The organism is Clostridium sp. ZBS2, assembly GCF_023845855.1.
Lineage (GTDB): Bacteria > Bacillota > Clostridia > Clostridiales > Clostridiaceae > Clostridium > Clostridium aquiflavi.
In genome coordinates this window covers 1-19,192 of the sequence record NZ_JAMQIF010000029.1, presented here as the reverse complement: position 1 = coordinate 19,192, position 19,192 = coordinate 1, and the positions used below count along the sequence as shown (strand labels likewise).

Sequence of the window (19,192 nt, the reverse complement as noted above, 5' to 3'; positions counted from 1 at the left end):
AAAAGTTATTCGTCTAGCCAAGAATCACCTTCGCATCTACATATGAAGTCAAAATGCATACTTTCAAAAATATCAATTGGATAAATTTCTCCATACTGATTCAAAGTGAAACTTTTTAAATCTGCCATTTCATCCATATATGCTAAAGTGTCATGAATTCCACCTGTTCGTGCTTTTTGTATCATCCCTGCAATGATTTCCTTTTGCTCATATGTTAATGAATTTAATAATATATTTATTTTTTTATTTTCTTTTGTGTTTGGATATCCATTGTTTCTTACCCATTTTGCCTCTATTGATTCTTTATATTTAATCAAACCATCAATAAATTTTTTGTATAATAATAATCCTCTATTCATTTCATACCTTCCTCAAAAACAATATAAATATTTTTAAATTATAGTTACTATTTATCTATTAATCATCTAACCTCTTATCTACACATTTATCTAAAAATTCTTGTAAACTATTTGCAACAACACCATTAGGATTTTCTTCATAAATATCAAAATATCCATATTCACAGTCCATCCATTCAACTTCACCACTATCGTTATTAAGCAAAATTAGTACTCCACCAATGTTAAATTCAAAATCCCCCAGCAAAACTCTATGTCCAAAATCATTGCCACCAGTCCACTCTCTAAAAGCATTTATTATAAAATTCTCAATATTATCTTCACTTTTTGGAGTGATTAAAAATAGTTCAATTTCTCCTTCACACTCATTAAATGAAATCCAGTGATCATACTCATAATTTCCCGTTGTGTTAAAAAAATAATTTTCTTTAAAATCTACTATTTCCTTTATATAACCTCCAGCTATTCTTGAAAAAAAATCTTTTACATCCTGACATATTACAAACCCAAGTTCCGCCTCTACTTTTTCCCAATTTACTGATACATTATTATGTTCTAATAAACTAAATTCCCTAATATCCATATTTCTTTCTCCTGTTTTATTATATTTATATTCTTGCCTTTGCTTAGTAAAATAAAATTAAAATGTTTAATTATAAATAATAGTTCACTATTTTATCTTACTTATTTTTATGTACACAATAATAAAAATTTTATATTCCATGAATTAATCTTTGAAATCCCATTACAATACGGTACATAATAGGATATATTATAAACAAGAAACACCCAAATATTATATTTTCTAAATCCAAAGATATAATGTTTAATAATAAATTTAAAGGAATTAATATAATATAACAATACATAAAAAATTTTGCTCCAAAGTTAAGAATTTTACTTTTCCCTTCAAATTTATCTAACCAAAATAATTTATATAAATAGACTTTTAATTTCCCCATAATATTCCTCCTAATTTGCTAGTATGTTATACAATTATTTTCCTAATTGAGGCAAATAATTAAATACAGTACTTTTTCCACTTTCAGATAAAATAAGATCAATACCTCTATCGCTTTCACAGTACAACCCATCTTCTTCATCACATAATAATAGAATTCCTTTAAGTTCAGGTAATGTTTTTGAAAACAATCTCATTATTATCGTCCTCTCAAATTGCTACTTAGTAAGTCTTTTTTATTAATTTGCTTTTAGTTGTATATATTTAATTTCGTTCAATTCCAAGAAAAATTTCCCCCTTTTGTAAAATATATAAAAAGAGTTAATTGACTAATTTATTACATTAATGTATATTGATAATAAATTAAAAGAAAATCTCTATTTTCAGGAGGAGGACTATGAATACATATTTAAAAAAAGCAATTAAATTAGGAACAGTAGCTATACTTACAGGAATTATATTATTTTTACCAAATCAAAAAGTTAATGCAGAAGAGGCTGTTTATGGCCAATGGAAAAATGACAATATTGGATGGTGGTTTGAGTCTGATAGCTCATATGCAAAAGGATGGAATACTATTGATGATAAATGGTATTATTTTTACAATAATGGTTATATGGCACATGATACAACAATTGACGGATACTATATAGATTCAGATGGTGAATGGATAGATGACTCTGAAATAAGCTATGAAGAATTTTGTAATAATGTAGATAGCCAAATGCTTAATTTAATAAATAAACATAGAAAAAGCAATGGTGTTTTTGTATTAATTGAAACAAATCAACTTAGAAATTCAGCTAAAGAAAAATCAAAACATATGTCTAACTATGGATATTTTTCTCATTATTATAATGGACAAGATTCTCGTCAATTATTTAATTCTCAAATAAATGCAGAAAATATTGAATACAAGTGTTTTAATAATAAATACACAAAAAGAAGCGCAAAAGAATTAGCACAAAAATTATTTGATGGGTGGAAGGAATCATCTGGACATAATGCTAATATGTTAAATTCAGATTTTAGTGAATATGGTTTTTCTATAGAAAAAGGTGTTTATAATGGATCTAATGTGTTCTTTGCAACACAGATGTTTAAGGTTGGAAATAGAATCGGAAATGAACATAATATGCATATGTACATAGACAAAAATGGACAAGAATATATTTATGTACCAAACCCAAATAACAATTAATATATAATTCTAGATGTATTTACTGTATTTTGTTAAATCCATACAAACACAGTTTAATACACTATTATATTGATTTTTATTTATTAATCATTCTTCTTTTAGTTTTAAAAAAATTTCTAAAGATTCTCTAGTAGTACAATAAAGCCCCCCATGTATAAGGTTAACTCTTATACATGGGGGATATATAATTCTATTTTACTTTATCTATAATTACTTTAAACTTTTTTATATACTCATCTTTCATACTAGAACTCAATAATTTTATTCCTACAAAAGATAAAATTAGTCCCATAAATAATTTTATTATTAGTAATATCATATTTTAAATAAAACCTTTCTTATTATTTTCTATTGTTAAAAAAATAATCTTCATTAAATTTTTTTAATTTTCTATGTATAATGTTATTAGTTATATATAGAATTTCAATTATAAGAAGTAGTAAAAGAACTAACCATATCAAATAAAAAAACCTAGACTTTCCATAACAAAAATATGTAATATATGATATAGCTTCTTAATACTTTTACGTTAATCTACAGACTTCAAATGTTAAATTCAGTAAAATTCCAAGGTTATCCTGTATGCTAATTTTTTCAAGCTTACCCCATTCTGTATCACCTAAAAATTCATAATAATCATCACACTGTGCAGGCCAATATACCTTCAATTAGTCCTATTATAGCTGGAATTAAAAGTAACCCACTTATAACAATCGCAATAGTTGGTAATGTTTTTTTTGACTCTTTTTCAAATCTAGCAATAACTCCCAGTATAAAGCTAATAAATAAGATTATAATTAAAGTTGGTACTTCTATGTGACGTGGAATTATTTTAATCGGATTATGCAGAACACAAACAATATCTAATATTGTCACAACAATCATATAAATTATTATTACTAATGTGAGAATGAAGGATATAATACCTATCTTCGAGTGTTTTAATTTTTTCAAATTCTCACCTCCCTCCTTACAATAAATTCACTTATTATGCTTATAAAGCATCTTTTAATATTAAATTATTTAATTTTTAAAGAACTTTTTTATTGATTTTGCTTTTAGATTTTACTATGCAAAACATAACTATAGCACTTATAACATCCAAACAAAAAAGAAAATGTAAAATACAGTTTACTACAGCTGTTAATTTAGTGATTTTCTTTTCTCTATAGGCTTGAACTATTCCGTTAATACCATACATAGAAGATGGAAGTAACATAATAAAATCAAAAATAGCCAAAAAGAGTGCTATAACTACTCCAAATCCCAATGGCCAAATCATCATAATACTTCCGAACATAAAAACTACAATATAAATTGGTATATTACATAATTTAAGAAGCATGTCCCAAAATAATAATGTAGTACTGTTCTCTCCATGCTTTGCTAGTATAAATGGATAAATCATATTAGATATAAAAAATATAATTGAAAGAACTAAAAAAATTAAATTAAGATTTGCTAAAACCCCTTTATAATTCCCCTTAAAAGTGATCAATATCACTAAATAAGTCAATATTATCAACATTATTGGTAAAATACGTTTTTTCATTAATTAACTCCTTTTTCATTTATATATAAATAATAGTTAATTTATATATAAAAGTCAAAAATTCACACTTAAGATATTTAATTTACATATTATTTTAAAATTAAAGTTTACAAAATTAAGAAAAAACTCCTTTTAGTATATGATTAGCAATTCAAATATGAAAGGAAATGATGTACAAATGTTAGATTGGAAAGAAAAAAATGGAAAATGGTATTGCTACAAAGCTGGAACTTTAGTTAAAGGCTGGGTAAAAGATGAAAATGGAAGATGGTTTCATTTAAATGAACGTAATGGCAAAATGGATATTGACTGGGTTGAGATTGATTCAATCTGGTACTATTTCTATCCTAAAAAAACTGAAAAAGATGGTAATACTCATTATACAGGCGAAATGGCTACTGGTTGGATTGAAATTGATTCTAAATGGTATTACTTATATTCTAAGAGAACTGAAAAGGATGGGATTACTCATCCTAAAGGTGAAATGGCTGCCGGTTGGGCTGAAATTGATTCTAGATGGTACTACTTCTATTCTAAGAGAACTGAAAAAGATGGTATCACTTATCCTAAAGGTGAAATGGCTACTGGTTGGATTGAAATTGATTCTAGATGGTATTTTTTATACCCTAATAAAACTGAAAAATATGGGGTTACTCATCCTCAAGGGGAGATGGCTACTGATTGGACTGAGATTAATTCTAAATGGTATTACTTATACACAAAGAAGACTGAAAAGGATGGTAATACTCATTATACAGGTGAAATGGCTACTGGTTGGATAAAATTAAATGAAAAATGGTATTACTTATATTCAGATGGTAAAATGGCTTGCAATACTACAATTGATGGATGGTCAATAGATTCAAATGGTGTTGCAAATAATTCTGCTGTATCTGGAGATGGTTTAATTTCAGATGACTTAGTTAAATTCATAGCGGGATGGGAAGCTTTTTATGATCATGCTTATGAAGATCCTTATTATCCTGGTAATAAATCATGTTGGACTATAGGATATGGAACTACTTACCAAGTTAATTCTTCAGCTTTTCCAAATGGCTTATCTAGTACATGTACAAGATCTCAAGCATTAACATGGTTAAAACAAGAAATAAATAAAGTTGCAAAAGAAGTTAAATCAGTATTAAATGAAAAGGGTGCTTCACTATCACAACAAGCATTTGATTGTATTTGTGATATTGGATACAATGCTGGTACAGGAGATTTACTTTACGGAAAATGTGTCACACTTAACGCAGTTATAAGTGGTAATCCTGATAGAATAACATCTGCGTTAATGAGTTGGAATAAAGCTAATAATTCAGTTTCCGAAGGATTAACTAAAAGATGCAAAGCTAGAGTTAATATGTGCTTATATGGAATATATGACTCTACCCATTAAAAAATATATTAATTCTATAGATATTTATATATTAAATTAATTTCTATAAAACTTAACTAATGCAGTATCTATAGAAATTATTTAAGGGAAAGTGTACCCCTTTAAATAGAGTTCTTTTTTATTAGACTCTACCGTCTTTTGTACACTTTCCCTTTATTATATATAAAGTAATAAATTTTTTATTTATTTTTATCTGTTGATGAAATTCTTTTAACATCATAGAATATTCCTTCATCACAAGAAATTAAAGTATTATCATCCTTCACAATAAGCTTATCTTGAAAAGAAGAATCTTCACTTTTTACAGTTATAGTAGTAATAGAATCTTTATTAATACCTAATTTTGAGAAGTTAGTACGATAATCATACTCTAAATCATCTTTTTTCTCACTTTTAATTATATATTTAGGATTTTTAAAAGAATCTTTATCAAAAGTAGCTAAATCCTTAGACAAGCTTATCTTTGTATTAATTACTAATGATGTGTTCCTGCCTGCATGTACCTTACTATATCCTACTACCTCTTTTATTACCCAATTACCATAAAATGATTCCTCATTTTTATCATTACTTACTTCTTTAGTTACATCTTGTGAATCTCTCTTAGTACTTGTACTATTATTGCTATTACTAACAGTATTGTTATTACTACTACTAGAATTATTGCTTGTACTATTCTTTGCTGTATCAGAATTAGAACTAGCTTCTTTTACATCATTTTTATTTTTATTTAATTTATCAGTATTTTTTTCATTAGCACTATTAGATTCATTATCAGATTCACTACTAACTTCATTATCTTCCTTTATATTATTACTGGATACTTTTTTATCAGTACAACTAATCAATCCCAATGATAAAACTAAAATTAATATTATTGCATATATACGTTTCAATATTACACCTCCTGTTATATCTTGATACATATTATGGATTTTATGTTTATTTTACCATATTATTCTTTAAAATAACAAAAAAATAATAAAAATTCGTAATTATTAAAATAAGCCATATTTTTTTCATTAAATAAATTATAGAGAAAATTTAATTAATATATTAACAAAAAATACAATTAATGCTAATATTATTATGGATTAAAATGTAAATAAAGTAATATATAAAAACAAAAGCATTAGAAGGAGATTTAAAATTGAAGTTTTTAAGAATTTTTATATTAGTAGCACTACTAGTAACCCTAACTGGTTGTGGGACTGAAAAATCACAAAATAATCATATCCAAACAAATAATGATATTTCTACTGAAGCTACTGATACTGAAGACAACACTACAAATAACAATACTAATAGTAGTGAAAAAATTACAAATAATAATACTAAAAAAGAAAGCACTACTAATAAAGTAAATTCTAATAAAAATAATAGTAATAACAATACTGCTATAAATAAAAACTCTGAAAATAACCCTACAGAAGTTCAAAATGAAGAATCATTTTATGGACAATGGGTTATAGAAAATGTAGTAGGATCTGGTAAGGTAGGAACTTATAGTGATGACGATATAAAAAAAATATTAGGAAAAAAACTAAGTTTTTCAAAAGAGCAATCAAGTTGCTTTGGAGATGATGTAAGCTACCTAAATGATACAGTTAAAAATCCTACTTACAAAAAATCAGTTATTACATCTGATGAATTTTTAAGCAATTGGCTTGTACCTTTAAGCACTTTGAGTATAAATAGCGATACTGTAACAGAAATTGAGGTAAATGATTTAAAAAATCTTCCAGCATGTACTTTTTTTATAAAAGATAACAACACATTAATACTTTATGGTGGAGGTACTTTTTTTGAACTTAAAAAAGCAGCATGAAAAACAAATTAAATAAACATAATTCACTGGCTATTATAGCCAGTGAATAAAAAGAAACTATGATAAAACTTAATTTATAAAAAATATTTAAGAGTCCATATTTATGTTAATATGGACTCTTTCCTAATATAAAACAAGATTTATACTGTTTATATATTTTAAATGATAATCTTAAATTTTTAAGTTTATCTCTTTTTTTAAATTACTTAATATTTTCTATTAAAATATTAAGTAAAAGCTTTATACTATTACATATTAAAAATTTTACTATTTTTCAATACTACCTTCCTTAAAAGCAACATATTCGGAACTAGAATTCACCATATATATATAATATTCACCTGATTCATCTGCTGTTAATTTATAACTTCCTGATAAATCGCTGAATGTTTATCATTTTTCCATTTAGTACATATCCATGTCCACCATGTATCTCAACTCCATCAAAACCTGATTCCTTAACTCTTCTTGCTGCTTCTGAATATGCATTAACTAAATATTTTATTTCATCTTTAGTCATTTCCTTTGCCCAAGTCTTAGTAACTTCATTCTGCATAGTTGATGGACCCCAGATAGTTCTTTCTCCTACATTAAAAGTAGTCATAAATTCACCATAAACTATTTACATTATTATATTTGCACCTAAATCATGTATTTTATTTGTAAATTCTTTATATTCCTTTATAAACGAATCATTATATATTCCCATCATTCTTGGATTGGGTTGCTCATCTTCTGTTACAAAGGCATACCCTGTTATTATTGTACCTACTCCACCCTTTGTCAGTTCTTCATAGATTGAACTTAATTCAAGTGTTAAATGTCCTTTTTCATCTGCTAACTCTTCCCAAAGTACACCTCTAAAAAATCTATTTTTTAATTCCATTTTACAAATATTTGTTTTATCCCAAAGACTTTTCATTAAAATCTCTCCTTTGAATTAGGTTATCCGCGGTTCATACATACTATAACGCCATATTGAAAGTCTAACAAGTATGCACCTTTTAGTAACTTGATATTATTTAATCATTAAAATCAAATGTATTGACTAAATAAACTTTCTTTACTATCATCTTAAATAATTAATCTATTACTTAAGGAGATGTTGATTTGATCAAATATAATAATAAAAATATGTTTGTTTGCTTGATTTAGCAATGGATTTTATCCGTGGTAAATGGAAGGCTGTTATACTTTGCCACCTTCTTAATGAACCTAAAAGATTTAATAACTCTATGGCTTTGTGTTGCAAGTGGAACTTTAAATAAAGATGAAATTAAATCATTTGTATTAAAGAATAAAAGGTAGTAAAATATTTGCTTACTACCTTTTAGTGTTTTGTATTTAATTCGTTATAATTTCCCCTATAACTTCTTATTTATCTATCACTCAAACATTATCTTCTTCTTTTATCATTTCATTTTTTGTTAATTTGCCACTTATTGTAATACATTATTTTTACATACAAACTGCCCTATCCAAGTAATTTATATTAAGTGAAGTTTTTTCTAAATTGCTATATTTAATTTCATTCTCCCCAATTTTAATTTTTTCATAAGAAAAGAAGAAGTATTTCTAACAGAAACTTCCTCAATATTTATACTTTAGAGTAACCTTTAGTATAATGTACTTTTCTATGATCCTCTTAAGTAAATTTAAAATTACCGTGCTACTATTTACATATTATTTTCAACGTAGTCTAATATTAAGGTTGTAGTATCTTTTCTTTCAAAAGTTTTTCTATCCGAAAGAATTTCATTTATATCTCCTTTTTTACTAAGACTAGCCTCTATAACTTCAATAGCCTTCTTCAATACTTCATTAGTTTTATTATCATCTAAAAGAACTTTTTCTATAATTCTGCTATTTTCTTCTGATTTTTTATCTATAGTTAGAGTAAACTTTCCTTTAGGACAACATAAATACTTTAACAGCATTATTATATGCCATCTAGCTCTTCTAAACCTTTTTCCCTCATCCTGATTTTGAACAAATCTCTCTACTTTATACCATGCTAGTCCACTTACATAATATGAATTAAGAAATGATATATGTGAATCCTCAAATAATAATCCTCTAGTTTTTTTCTCTACCTTCCCATATTGTCCTGAAACTTCATGTGGCATATCAAAAAATAATGCTGATGTTGCTTTAATTTGAAATGGTATATTAACTATTTTAACTTTGGGAATATTTTCATCTCTATATTGTTCTGTTCTACGTTCATAATATAGTGGATATTTGTTTCCTTTAGACTTAGTAATATAATATTGTTCTAGAGTTTTTTGAATAGTCGATAATGCAACTAACTGCTCGGCTTTAAGTGGCGTTTGGCTATTTGTTGCTTTTATAATTGAATGTTTTGTATCTTCATCTTCTGTACCAATTAGTCTTACTGGAAGATAAATATCCTTAACACCAGAAATTTTTTCTAGGCATTCAAATATTACATTGCTAGTTTGGCATCCATTAACTATTTGATAGTTTGTAAGAGTTAATTCCTCTGAATTTATTGCAACGGAATCTGCAATTATTGTAATTCCATTGTTCAATAAGCCAAATAAATAACTTTCTTCACCTAATAATTGTTTCTTCATACTTGAATTAACTTCAAGTTTTTCAGAAGCACCTAAATAAAATCTTATATTATCATTAAAGATTCCTTTTCTAAGAACCTTTTCTCCATTGATATCTTCAGTTAATAACTTTTCGAATTCTTCCAGCTTCATTAGCCCATAATATCCATTTTTAATTTTATTGTGCATATCCTTAGGATATGGTACCGGTTGCTTCGATAATGTTACACAAACTTCTAGTCCTGATACAGTTTTTTCATGTAATTCCATTATCTCTTTTATTCCTAAAAAGTCTGGTTTCCTTACTTCACTAAAAAGACTTTTTTCTCTTAAATCAGCAACTCCCATTGATATCGTTGATTCTAAATGAACATCGTTTAGATTTATCTCTTTTGATGATAAGGTTATAAACTTCATACTTAAATTAGGTGCTTTTTTAAATCTTGAACTCTTTGAATATATATACTTAGTAATTTCCCATTGGTTTAAAAGTTCTGGTATTTCACACTTTGAAAAATTAAAAAATCTTCTAATTCCATTTAAAAAATCTCCAATTTCTGTACGATCAAACTTATCGGAAGTTTTTACTTGGGTAAACATGAAATTCACTTCAAATTTTTTAAGTCCTTCTATAACAGAATCAACATCTTCTACACTTGTTACAATTCTGTCAGCTACAAAAATTGCTATTCCATCTATCCCAAAAGCTGTACCAGTCTCCATGTCTTGATATGTAACACTAGGATCATTAGAGTAAACTGATAATATAAGTGAATTAATAAATTGTTCAAATACTGTATGTTGATCCTTTGCTTTATTTTTAGAAATTTCATTTTGCTCAATAAAATTCTCAATATATGATTGTATAACTGGATGTGAAACATTGGTTATTTTCGACATTATTGTTCTCCTTTGATTTTAACTTTTTTCTGCTAAATTACACCTTATACAACTAAATTATACCATATTAAGTATACTTAAATATATCTTCATACATAGAATAAAAATCCCATACTCTCTTATTTTTCGATTTACAAGTTTTGTAAAATCTCTTAAATTTCATTAGCAGCATTGCCAATCATATTTTACATTTGAAAAGTCTCTATTTTTTAAATCCTCTTCACTAATAAAAAAATTGCAATTTCCAGAATCACCAAACATAATTCCACATTCATCTTCTATATCTAGTTGTAATAATAAAATATTATGTTCTTTATAATGCTCTGATTCTGATTGAACAAAATATGGATAACCTCCAATTCTACTGCCTGCACCATCAAAATCATCCCACTTTTTATTTTCTTGTTCTTCATTAAGTCCATCAAATAATTTATTAAAATCTTCACAAGGACAAGTCATTGGCATTTCATTTATTTGAAAGTTCATTTTTCCTTCTTTATAAAATGGTAAAAAATCCTCATAATCCTTCTCATATGGATTTTCACTAATTAATTTACTCTCATCCATTGTATATTCTTCAATATATCTAACTTTACATGGATACTCATAACCATAACAGTCATCATTATGAACAAAAAATTGAAGCAATCCATTTTGTGGCATATTTTTTAATTCTACTAAATCAGATAAATTAATTTGAGCAATAAACATCATTGGATTGTTTTCCTCATCTAAGGGATAATCATTAATATTTTCAAGATAAGGACATCCCCCTAATTTACTTTCCCATGGCTTTGTTTTCCCTGCTTTAAAAGCAATTTCGTTACTTTTACGAATAGTTGTTTTTATAATTTCTTCATATTCCTTAAATAATTCTGGTACTTCATACTTCATTATTTTAATCACCTCTTAATAATAGTTTGTTCTGATTATATTAAAAGTGTGGAAATAATATTAAATTATTATTTCCACACCTTCAAATTCAAGTAAATAATTGTATTTAAATAAATAAAATAAAGTCCTATTTATATTTATAGAGTGTTTAAATCTTTATTAAAATAGTCATTTTCAAGTAAAGTTTTTACCCCGTTAACTCTCTCATTTATCATAACAGGTCCAAAGACTATCTTCTCTTCATAGAAATAGCATACACCAATTAAATAGTCTATTATAAAGTCTTCCATTGAAGCAAATTCTTCATTAATTAGATTATGTACTTTTGGTTTGAATTCTTCAAATTCTTCTAAATTTATTAAATCACATGTTAATGATTCTCTTAATAATAAGACAGCTCTTTGAATATTAAAAGCAGCTATATGTTTTGAACTTTTTTTGTTTTTAATATTTTCAAATTGTAAATTATGTTTTTTCAATATTTTTTCAAACCACTTATTCTTGTTTATATCAAAGTCTATATCTGAGAAATTATTTTTATCCATTAATTGTTCCAAATTTGCATAAAGCTGATTTTTATTCTCAATGTTCCAACTAGCACCAAGTGAAGCAAGAATCATTTCTTTCTCATCTTTACTTTTATAATCTCGTACTTCTAAACAATTAATAAATCCCTTTTTATTTTTTTCACCTTTATTATGTTTATCTAAAGTAGCTTCAGTAATTGAAAATAATGCTCCTATTTTAACTAAAAATTGAGATGCTTCATCTGTGCATTTAAAATGAATAGTTTTATTAATAGCCTTTTCAAATGAAATAACACTTGTTTTCCAAATAAATCTTACGACAAAAACAGCTAACCATTTAATAATATTTACAATAACAGCGGCTAAAAAAACGCCTATTAAAAGCTTACCTATTTTATCACCCATATAAACTGATATTAATTCCTTGAAATAAAATAAAATAACCACAATAATAATCGAGAGCAATGTTGTCCCTATATGCTTTTTTAATGTCCCCCCATACATATTAAAAAATCTCCTTCCATATTAATATTTTTATGTTTCTATATTTATTATACATAATTATATATAATAACCAAGTTAAAATATGCAACTAATGTAATAAGCTTACTACTAAGGTTTGGGACATTCATATAGAACTTAATGGCAAAGAGAAAAAGTACACATCCAACTATGAATAATAATTATTATTATAAACATAGTCATTTTCCACTTAAATGACTATGTTTATATGAAAATAATATATTTAACCCCTATTATCATAAACTTCCAAATTAAATTCATTATCAATTCTACCAACTGTAGCCAATAATAAATAACCATCACATTCATTACTGTTTATCTCAAATTCTAAACCATACTCTGATAATTCCATAAATGATGGCATAATAGTACTTAAAAGCTTTTCTACATCAATCATTGGTAAATATTTATTAAACACATCTATTCCAGATATAGTATCTACTGGTTTATTAAAGACTTCATTACAAGCCTCTTCATAATTTTTGCCACTAATTTTATCATAAAGTGTTTCTTCATTTATTATTTCTGGAATTTTATCTTTAATAATAAATGAAGGAAATTCAGCATTTGAACATTCCCAAAATTCAAAATAAGTATCCGTTAAATCTTCAAAAAGCCACATTATAAATTGATTTTTTATCTTATCAATATTTTCATTAACATTAGAAATAAATGTATTATATTTTTCTGTTAAAATTTTCATTTCCTCTTCTCTCTTTGACACTGTCTTTTCTATTTCAGAAAAACATACTTCTTCTTCAATACTAATCATATCTGAATTGTAAGTACCCAAAAAACCTAAATCGATACTATTATTACAATATAAGTTATTATTATCATCTATCTTAATTTGAAACATAATCATACCTACTTTCATTTTGCAATTAACTACCTTATTATGCTAAGTCCTATTTTCATGTCTACAACTAAATTATAATTCCCTCAAAATGATCCATTTCATGTTGAATAATTTGTGCTACAAATCCAGTAAACACCTGCTTCTTTTTCTTGAAATTTTTATCAAGATACTGAACTTCTATTATTTCATATCTCTTTGTTTTTCTAAATCCTGTTAAAGATAAGCAGCTCTCTTCTGTTTCATAAATCTTTTCTTTTTTTAATATAATTGGATTCACCATAGGTATAATAACTTTTCCTGCTACAAATACTAATATACGCTTTTTAACTCCAATCATATTTCCAGCCAAGCCAACACAATGTTCTATGTTTACTTTTAAAGTATCTATTAAATCATCAATAACAACCTTATCTCTTTTTGTTGCCTCTTCTGATTTCTCCCCTAAAAATAATACATCTTTTACAATTGGTTTTACCATAATTTATCTTCCTCTTCTTTCATTATCTGCTTTAAAATTATCTGCTTTAAAATTTATTCAACATATTGTTATTTAATTTTTTGCCATAGTTATCAGTCCACTTTTTCATGTTGTATATGATAAATAATAATTTTAATAATATCCATTTTCACATAATAGTTCATAGCAACTGTTTACTTCTTCATCAGTAAATAATTTTGCATATTTAGGTTCTACAATAGTCGCCTCCATTGTTAATTTAATGCATCCTTCTTCTACTAATTTAGTAAAACAATCAGATGTTCTACCTTTTCTTAAAATTTCTTGCGCAGTTCTAACTATTCCAAATCTCTCTATTGTTTCTAGAAATTTTGTCATTTTACAATCATGTTCTTTTTCTGCTATTTCACATTTTTTTATAACTTCCTCTTGAAGTTTCTTCTCTAAAGTTTCCATTTTTACACTCCACTATTAATTATTTTTTATATTACTATTTTTATTTATTATACCGTATTTTTACTTATAAGAATAGCTTTAGCCTAGTAATATCAATACTTAAGTATATAAATATCCCTTTCCAATATTAAGTATGCTTATTTATTATCCTTGATTATTAAAGGCTAGATACGAGAATATGTAGATGCATTAACATTTGTTTAAATATGGTAAAAGTATGTGGAACTGTAGATAGATTTGTGTAAAAATAAAATCTATCTATGTTCCCCTTCATATTTTATATTAATTTATCTTTAACTTTTTAAGAATTCCTTTCATAAATCCACTAAACATTATCATTATAAAACCTATTAGTTTTAACTTTTTATTAAAACCATCTATAGCTTCAAAAGCAAATAATATTGCAATGATAATAGATGATGTATTTAATATTTGAACTATTTTCTTTATTTCCTTCTTATTATTTTTTTTATTTATAATTATAAGACAAATTATAAAAATTTGAATAATGAAGTATACAAGTCCAAATATTAAAAAATGTGTGTTTGAGTCATATGAAATTACCATAATTTTTCTCCCATTTTTTATTATAAAAATCTAATTTCCCACATTTATTGAACCTATTCCAACTGATAAATCAAAAGTATACTTTTCCTCACCTGATGTTTGAGCCTTAATATTATAATGTCCATCCCCTTTTTCTGTTACTATATTAACTGGAGAATTTTTAGGTATTATAATATCAATATCACCAACGCCCCCTTCATATTCAAGATTTCCACCTACTTCTGCCATTTTAAGTTTTAGTTTTCCCACGCCTCCATTGATTTTAATATCTCCACATTTTTCTTTTAAATTCAAATCAAATTCACTAGTTCCTGACTCTAAATTTAACTTATCAAATTTAATATCTTCACATTTTGATTTTACTGAGCCACCGCTAATATCAATGTTTTTAGCTTTTATTCCTTCTATATCTAATATTCCTGCTCCTTGATCGAATTTAAAATTCCCTTTAAATTTTGAAGGAACCATAATATCTAATCTAGATATATTCTTTTCACCATTCATATCCAACCTACTTGATTTATATTCTTTTTCAATTATTTGAATTTCATGACCAGTTCTTTTTACGCCAAAACCATCACTTTTTTGAGAAAGTTTACCTGTCACCTTTACTTCTTCCCCATCGTAACTCTTAATAGATACCTGAGCTGCATAAATTTCTACGTTAATATCAGTTGCATTATCAAGATTTATTTTTTCATCTATAACTTTATTTTCATTTAAAGTTTCACTTTCTTTATTAGATATGGTAGTTTGAGTTTTAGTATTACATCCTACAGATGAAATTAATACTATTCCTACAATAGCTAAAATCAATATTTTTTTCATTATTATTACCCCTTAAAAATTTATTTACCTATTACTTAATTATATTATATAATTTTTTCCATAATAATTAATTTTCACTTAATTTAATGCTCAATAATTGTATATTTGGGTTTTAGAATATAAAAAAATATTACTGAAATTTTTTTTCAGTAATATTTAAAATAAATATGTTAATTATCTTTTATTTCTAAAATCTATTTCATCATTTCCAATCTTTCATAGCATAAGTTACGAAACAATTGACAGTATTTATGAAATCCACTTTGTCCAATTAAATAAATGTTTGACATATAACTCATTCTTTTTTGTGAATATGCAATACGTTCCAATCCATTATCTAGTCCTGTATGATTACTAAGTGCTATCTCTACATTTTTATCTTCAGCTTGTTCCATAAAGTAATCTAATGACTTCATGTAAATCACAATGCCTTCTATATTTTGAGGTGGATTAGATCCTCCCCATAAAGCTGCTTGATACGTCTTATTATTTTCTGTTACATTAAATATAAAACTAAGGCCACCTGGTGTATGTCCTGGAGTATCATAAACATAAATTATTTTATCTCCAAGAATAATTTTATCTCCATCCTTAACATAAACATCAATTTTATAGTCCTTCCATGTCTCAGGTCTATTCTTTTTTGCTGGCTTTTCTTCCCAAAATATATCATCTATTTTTGATAGATATGTTTTAGCATTAGATGCATTTACAATCCACTTTCCACAGCCTGTATGATCTACATGTCCATGAGTTAACACCAACTTTTTTATATCTTCTGGATTCCAACCAACATCTTTAATTGCAAAAACAATTGCATCAAATGCCTCTTCACATGGCCATATAGCATCTATAATAATTAATCCTTCAGTAGTTTTTAAAACAAAACAGTTTGTTTCTTTTTGTGCAATAATAAGCAAATCGTCAAATATAAGTGAATGAGTAAAATAAGACATATCCTCCATTCCTTTTATTGTTTCCATTGTAATTATTGGTTTTTCTAATCTTAACATATAAAATTCTCCTTTGATAATCGTATTATATTATTTGATAAAACGATGTACAAAGTTTTATATTAAAATAACAATACTGCACTTAAAAAAGTTTAAAAATAAATATTCCTTTATTTACAATATCATTATTTTTGATGAATCTTTCTCTCTGTACAACGCCCATCATTTTATGTGCACAGAGTTAATTCGATTCTTTGGATGCATTTTTAAATATATTTTCATTATTTTCTTTCCTTTACTTTCATTAAATTATTTATATAATAATAGTGTCACGTATAATTAAATACTATAATATTTTTTATATAATTCCAACTGAATTTCTTTTCTCATAGTCCAAACGTCATGTTTTATTTAGATGATATTGGAAGTGTTGTGCAAGTCAATGCTCCACCTCCCTTTATTATTTCTGAGTAATCTATATAAATCACATTTATTCCATCTTTAGCAAGGATTTCACATAGTTTTTTGCTAGATGAAATTACAGTATTATTTCCTATTGTTATAAAGTTTGCTGCTAAATTCTTTGCTTCTTCTTTTTCTATATAATAACACTTCTTGAAACTCTTTTCTATAATATCCATATCATATATATAATCACTAATTACACAACTATCTTGTGATATTACATTAAATACACAATCCAAATGCAGCATTTCCTCCTTATTAAATCTTATAGGTACAACCTTATAATCTTTATTTTCTTCCTTTAAAATTTTCTCAAGTTCATTTATCCCTTCTATTGATGTTGCATTGCTTTGTCCTACAAATACTGTGTTATCATGCAACACCACATCTCCTCCTTCTATAAAATTATTTATCTTTTTTACTTTTATATTATTCCCCTTAAAGAATTCTTCTAAGGCTTTATATTCTTCAGTCCTACTTTTAGCCTTCATTTTTCCTATAAATAAAATCTCATCTATAGCAAATGCTATATCCCTTGTATAAACTTGAGATATTCCATACTTAGGATCTAAAAAATAAGTTACAATACCCTCTTGTGATAGTATATTTATGAAGTTATTGTACTGCTTAAACATTATTTCTTTATTTATTTCCTTTTTTTCTACCTTATAATTTACTGGATAACACAATATTACTTCTTGTAGCTTGTTATATCTATTTTTCAAGTTTATATTCATATTTTATTTCTCCTTCTATATACTTAACACCCAAAACATCAGGTATTAATTACATTACCACCCTAATAGCTTCTTTTCCAAATCATCATAGTCATACTCCCTAGGTTCAAAATTATCAAATTTCAAATTAGTGCCTTTTCTTTTTAATTTATCATGAACTCTTCTTTTATCCTTGCCTTTAAACTTGTCATATTTACTTGGATACCATTTTTTTCTCCAATTTTTTAGTATGCCATTAATGTAATTCATATTTTCCTTAGTAAACTCTAATGCCTTATTAATTGCCATCTTAACATTATCATATCCATGACTAGAAATAGCTAGCTTAAGAAAACATAAGTTAAGTCCACCACTTACTCCTGTGATACTTTCATAATACTTAAGTAACTCTCCTGCATTAACTTAAAGACTGTCTATATTACTTACCACATTGCTAATAGTATTTCCCCCATTTTCTATTACATGTGACTCATTATTATTTTTATAATTATTTTCAATTCTACATGAATTATTATCTTTATTTCCCACTTCACGTAATTCATCTAAAGTTTTATCTTCTTCAAAACGTTTATTATATAAGCAAAAAATAATCTTATTTCTAGACTATCTTTATTCTTTCAATAAATGATTATCTTCTTGGATTTTCAAATGCCTCCCTAGAATTAACTTTTATTTATCAACTATTTCTTAAATATATTTATACCAGATAAAATGCTTATTAGTAATAAAATACCAAGCCTTATCCAATCCATAATAAGTGCTAAATCTCCACCTAATACAACATCTAAAGATGTATTAAATTCATCAACATAAACTCCCGTATTCCAAAATAATTTAAAACCCTTTATGTTAAGTTCAAGATTAAATTCACAATTTTTAGAATTATGTTTTAATGCTATCAATATCAATAATACCAATATAATTGATATTGATATTATTAACATTCCATGTAAAGAACACAAAAAATACCTATAGAGGAGATACTTTTTTCTAAGTGTCCACTCTATAGGTACCATTCTATAAAAAGAGCAACTAAAAAGTTACTCTTTTCATCTATATCAACATGAGTTATTAATGCATATATAAATCCGTTGACAATCCGTTGACAAATTAATATTTTGTTGTAACAACATGTTCCTTAATAATAAAGT

22 protein-coding genes and 2 pseudogenes are annotated in these 19,192 nt (G+C 25.9%); 4 read left to right on the top strand and 20 right to left on the bottom strand.

The features are described from left to right. Positions 1-5 precede the first annotated feature (5 nt). From NG918_RS15075 to NG918_RS15060, 4 genes are all read right to left on the bottom strand, one after another. A complete protein-coding gene (locus tag NG918_RS15075; protein ID WP_252226875.1) occupies positions 6-359 on the bottom strand; it encodes a DUF6547 family protein in 354 nt (117 codons plus the stop codon). A 58-nt stretch (positions 360-417) separates the two neighbouring features. Then, positions 418-942 (bottom strand): hypothetical protein, encoded by a 525-nt coding sequence (locus NG918_RS15070; RefSeq protein WP_252226873.1) that lies wholly within the window; start codon positions 940-942, stop codon positions 418-420. A gap of 130 nt (positions 943-1,072) precedes the next feature. Beyond that, positions 1,073-1,321, bottom strand: a complete 249-nt coding sequence (locus NG918_RS15065) for a hypothetical protein (RefSeq protein ID WP_252213589.1) — start codon at positions 1,319-1,321, stop codon at positions 1,073-1,075. A 34-nt stretch (positions 1,322-1,355) separates the two neighbouring features. Next, positions 1,356-1,517, bottom strand: coding sequence for a hypothetical protein (locus NG918_RS15060; RefSeq protein ID WP_252226871.1), 162 nt, complete (start codon positions 1,515-1,517; stop codon positions 1,356-1,358). Between the two features lie 200 nt (positions 1,518-1,717). On the opposite strand from NG918_RS15060, the gene NG918_RS15055 reads away from it, so the two are divergent. Then, entirely contained in the window at positions 1,718-2,521 is an 804-nt protein-coding gene (locus tag NG918_RS15055; protein ID WP_252226869.1) for a CAP domain-containing protein, read from the top strand. A 639-nt stretch (positions 2,522-3,160) separates the two neighbouring features. On the opposite strand, the gene NG918_RS15050 is transcribed toward NG918_RS15055, so the two are convergent. After that, entirely contained in the window at positions 3,161-3,475 is a 315-nt protein-coding gene (locus tag NG918_RS15050; RefSeq protein ID WP_252226866.1) for a hypothetical protein, read from the bottom strand. Between the two features lie 76 nt (positions 3,476-3,551). Then, positions 3,552-4,073 carry a DUF6652 family protein gene (locus NG918_RS15045; protein WP_252213597.1) on the bottom strand — a complete coding sequence of 174 codons (522 nt, stop codon included), beginning with the start codon at positions 4,071-4,073 and terminating at the stop codon, positions 3,552-3,554. A gap of 157 nt (positions 4,074-4,230) precedes the next feature. Here NG918_RS15045 and NG918_RS15040 point away from each other — a divergent pair, with 157 nt between their 5' ends. Further along, the gene (locus tag NG918_RS15040; protein WP_252213599.1) at positions 4,231-5,472 is read left to right on the top strand and encodes a glycoside hydrolase family protein; all 1,242 of its coding nucleotides are present in this window, start codon (positions 4,231-4,233) and stop codon (positions 5,470-5,472) included. 179 nt (positions 5,473-5,651) lie between these two features. On the opposite strand, the gene NG918_RS15035 is transcribed toward NG918_RS15040, so the two are convergent. Next, on the bottom strand, positions 5,652-6,368 hold the full coding sequence (locus NG918_RS15035) for a hypothetical protein (protein WP_252213601.1): 717 nt from the start codon (positions 6,366-6,368) through the stop codon (positions 5,652-5,654). A gap of 254 nt (positions 6,369-6,622) precedes the next feature. On the opposite strand from NG918_RS15035, the gene NG918_RS15030 reads away from it, so the two are divergent. Further along, positions 6,623-7,300, top strand: a complete 678-nt coding sequence (locus NG918_RS15030; protein ID WP_252213603.1) for a hypothetical protein — start codon at positions 6,623-6,625, stop codon at positions 7,298-7,300. A gap of 361 nt (positions 7,301-7,661) precedes the next feature. Here the strand turns inward: NG918_RS15030 and NG918_RS15025 are convergent. Then, a pseudogene (locus NG918_RS15025) lies at positions 7,662-8,186 on the bottom strand (oxidoreductase). A 224-nt stretch (positions 8,187-8,410) separates the two neighbouring features. Between NG918_RS15025 and NG918_RS15020 the strand changes: the two are divergent. Next, positions 8,411-8,526: pseudogene (locus NG918_RS15020) on the top strand (winged helix-turn-helix transcriptional regulator); the annotation flags it as partial. Between the two features lie 450 nt (positions 8,527-8,976). Here NG918_RS15020 and NG918_RS15015 read toward each other — a convergent pair. The 12 genes from NG918_RS15015 to NG918_RS14960 all read right to left on the bottom strand — a co-directional run bounded on the left by NG918_RS15015 (position 8,977) and on the right by NG918_RS14960 (position 18,943). Further along, entirely contained in the window at positions 8,977-10,776 is a 1,800-nt protein-coding gene (locus NG918_RS15015; RefSeq protein ID WP_252213605.1) for an AIPR family protein, read from the bottom strand. Positions 10,777-10,938: 162 nt separating this feature from the next. Continuing rightward, a complete protein-coding gene (locus tag NG918_RS15010; protein WP_252213607.1) occupies positions 10,939-11,670 on the bottom strand; it encodes a YwqG family protein in 732 nt (243 codons plus the stop codon). A 137-nt stretch (positions 11,671-11,807) separates the two neighbouring features. Beyond that, the gene (locus NG918_RS15005; protein ID WP_252213609.1) at positions 11,808-12,701 is read right to left on the bottom strand and encodes a DUF1266 domain-containing protein; all 894 of its coding nucleotides are present in this window, start codon (positions 12,699-12,701) and stop codon (positions 11,808-11,810) included. 241 nt (positions 12,702-12,942) lie between these two features. Beyond that, positions 12,943-13,578, bottom strand: a complete 636-nt coding sequence (locus NG918_RS15000; RefSeq protein ID WP_252213611.1) for a hypothetical protein — start codon at positions 13,576-13,578, stop codon at positions 12,943-12,945. A gap of 67 nt (positions 13,579-13,645) precedes the next feature. Beyond that, positions 13,646-14,056, bottom strand: coding sequence for a peptide deformylase (locus NG918_RS14995; protein ID WP_252213613.1), 411 nt, complete (start codon positions 14,054-14,056; stop codon positions 13,646-13,648). 132 nt (positions 14,057-14,188) lie between these two features. Next, positions 14,189-14,491 (bottom strand): hypothetical protein, encoded by a 303-nt coding sequence (locus tag NG918_RS14990; protein ID WP_252213615.1) that lies wholly within the window; start codon positions 14,489-14,491, stop codon positions 14,189-14,191. Positions 14,492-14,773: 282 nt separating this feature from the next. Then, entirely contained in the window at positions 14,774-15,058 is a 285-nt protein-coding gene (locus NG918_RS14985) for a hypothetical protein (RefSeq protein WP_252226861.1), read from the bottom strand. 30 nt (positions 15,059-15,088) lie between these two features. Further along, a complete protein-coding gene (locus tag NG918_RS14980) occupies positions 15,089-15,886 on the bottom strand; it encodes a DUF4097 family beta strand repeat-containing protein (RefSeq protein WP_252226859.1) in 798 nt (265 codons plus the stop codon). Between the two features lie 194 nt (positions 15,887-16,080). Continuing rightward, complete coding sequence (locus NG918_RS14975) at positions 16,081-16,899, bottom strand: MBL fold metallo-hydrolase (protein WP_252226857.1); 819 nt, start codon at positions 16,897-16,899, stop codon at positions 16,081-16,083. A gap of 347 nt (positions 16,900-17,246) precedes the next feature. Then, complete coding sequence (locus NG918_RS14970; protein WP_252226855.1) at positions 17,247-18,041, bottom strand: dimethylarginine dimethylaminohydrolase family protein; 795 nt, start codon at positions 18,039-18,041, stop codon at positions 17,247-17,249. Positions 18,042-18,095: 54 nt separating this feature from the next. Then, positions 18,096-18,359, bottom strand: a complete 264-nt coding sequence (locus NG918_RS14965) for a DnaD domain protein (protein ID WP_353735869.1) — start codon at positions 18,357-18,359, stop codon at positions 18,096-18,098. Between the two features lie 362 nt (positions 18,360-18,721). Beyond that, positions 18,722-18,943 carry a hypothetical protein gene (locus NG918_RS14960; RefSeq protein WP_252226851.1) on the bottom strand — a complete coding sequence of 74 codons (222 nt, stop codon included), beginning with the start codon at positions 18,941-18,943 and terminating at the stop codon, positions 18,722-18,724. Positions 18,944-19,192: the final 249 nt, after the last annotated feature.

Coding starts and splice junctions, on each gene's coding strand:
- NG918_RS15015 (WP_252213605.1), bottom strand. CDS start 10,776: ATGTCGAAAATAACCAATGTTTCACATCCAGTTATACAATCATATATT.
- NG918_RS15045 (WP_252213597.1), bottom strand. CDS start 4,073: ATGAAAAAACGTATTTTACCAATAATGTTGATAATATTGACTTATTTA.
- NG918_RS15040 (WP_252213599.1), top strand. CDS start 4,231: ATGAAAGGAAATGATGTACAAATGTTAGATTGGAAAGAAAAAAATGGA.
- NG918_RS14970 (WP_252226855.1), bottom strand. CDS start 18,041: ATGAATATAAACTTGAAAAATAGATATAACAAGCTACAAGAAGTAATA.
- NG918_RS14985 (WP_252226861.1), bottom strand. CDS start 15,058: ATGGTAATTTCATATGACTCAAACACACATTTTTTAATATTTGGACTT.
- NG918_RS15010 (WP_252213607.1), bottom strand. CDS start 11,670: ATGAAGTATGAAGTACCAGAATTATTTAAGGAATATGAAGAAATTATA.
- NG918_RS15060 (WP_252226871.1), bottom strand. CDS start 1,517: ATGAGATTGTTTTCAAAAACATTACCTGAACTTAAAGGAATTCTATTA.
- NG918_RS15075 (WP_252226875.1), bottom strand. CDS start 359: ATGAATAGAGGATTATTATTATACAAAAAATTTATTGATGGTTTGATT.
- NG918_RS14990 (WP_252213615.1), bottom strand. CDS start 14,491: ATGGAAACTTTAGAGAAGAAACTTCAAGAGGAAGTTATAAAAAAATGT.
- NG918_RS15005 (WP_252213609.1), bottom strand. CDS start 12,701: ATGTATGGGGGGACATTAAAAAAGCATATAGGGACAACATTGCTCTCG.
- NG918_RS15000 (WP_252213611.1), bottom strand. CDS start 13,578: ATGTTTCAAATTAAGATAGATGATAATAATAACTTATATTGTAATAAT.
- NG918_RS15070 (WP_252226873.1), bottom strand. CDS start 942: ATGGATATTAGGGAATTTAGTTTATTAGAACATAATAATGTATCAGTA.
- NG918_RS14980 (WP_252226859.1), bottom strand. CDS start 15,886: ATGAAAAAAATATTGATTTTAGCTATTGTAGGAATAGTATTAATTTCA.
- NG918_RS14975 (WP_252226857.1), bottom strand. CDS start 16,899: ATGTTAAGATTAGAAAAACCAATAATTACAATGGAAACAATAAAAGGA.
- NG918_RS15055 (WP_252226869.1), top strand. CDS start 1,718: ATGAATACATATTTAAAAAAAGCAATTAAATTAGGAACAGTAGCTATA.
- NG918_RS15065 (WP_252213589.1), bottom strand. CDS start 1,321: ATGGGGAAATTAAAAGTCTATTTATATAAATTATTTTGGTTAGATAAA.
- NG918_RS14995 (WP_252213613.1), bottom strand. CDS start 14,056: ATGGTAAAACCAATTGTAAAAGATGTATTATTTTTAGGGGAGAAATCA.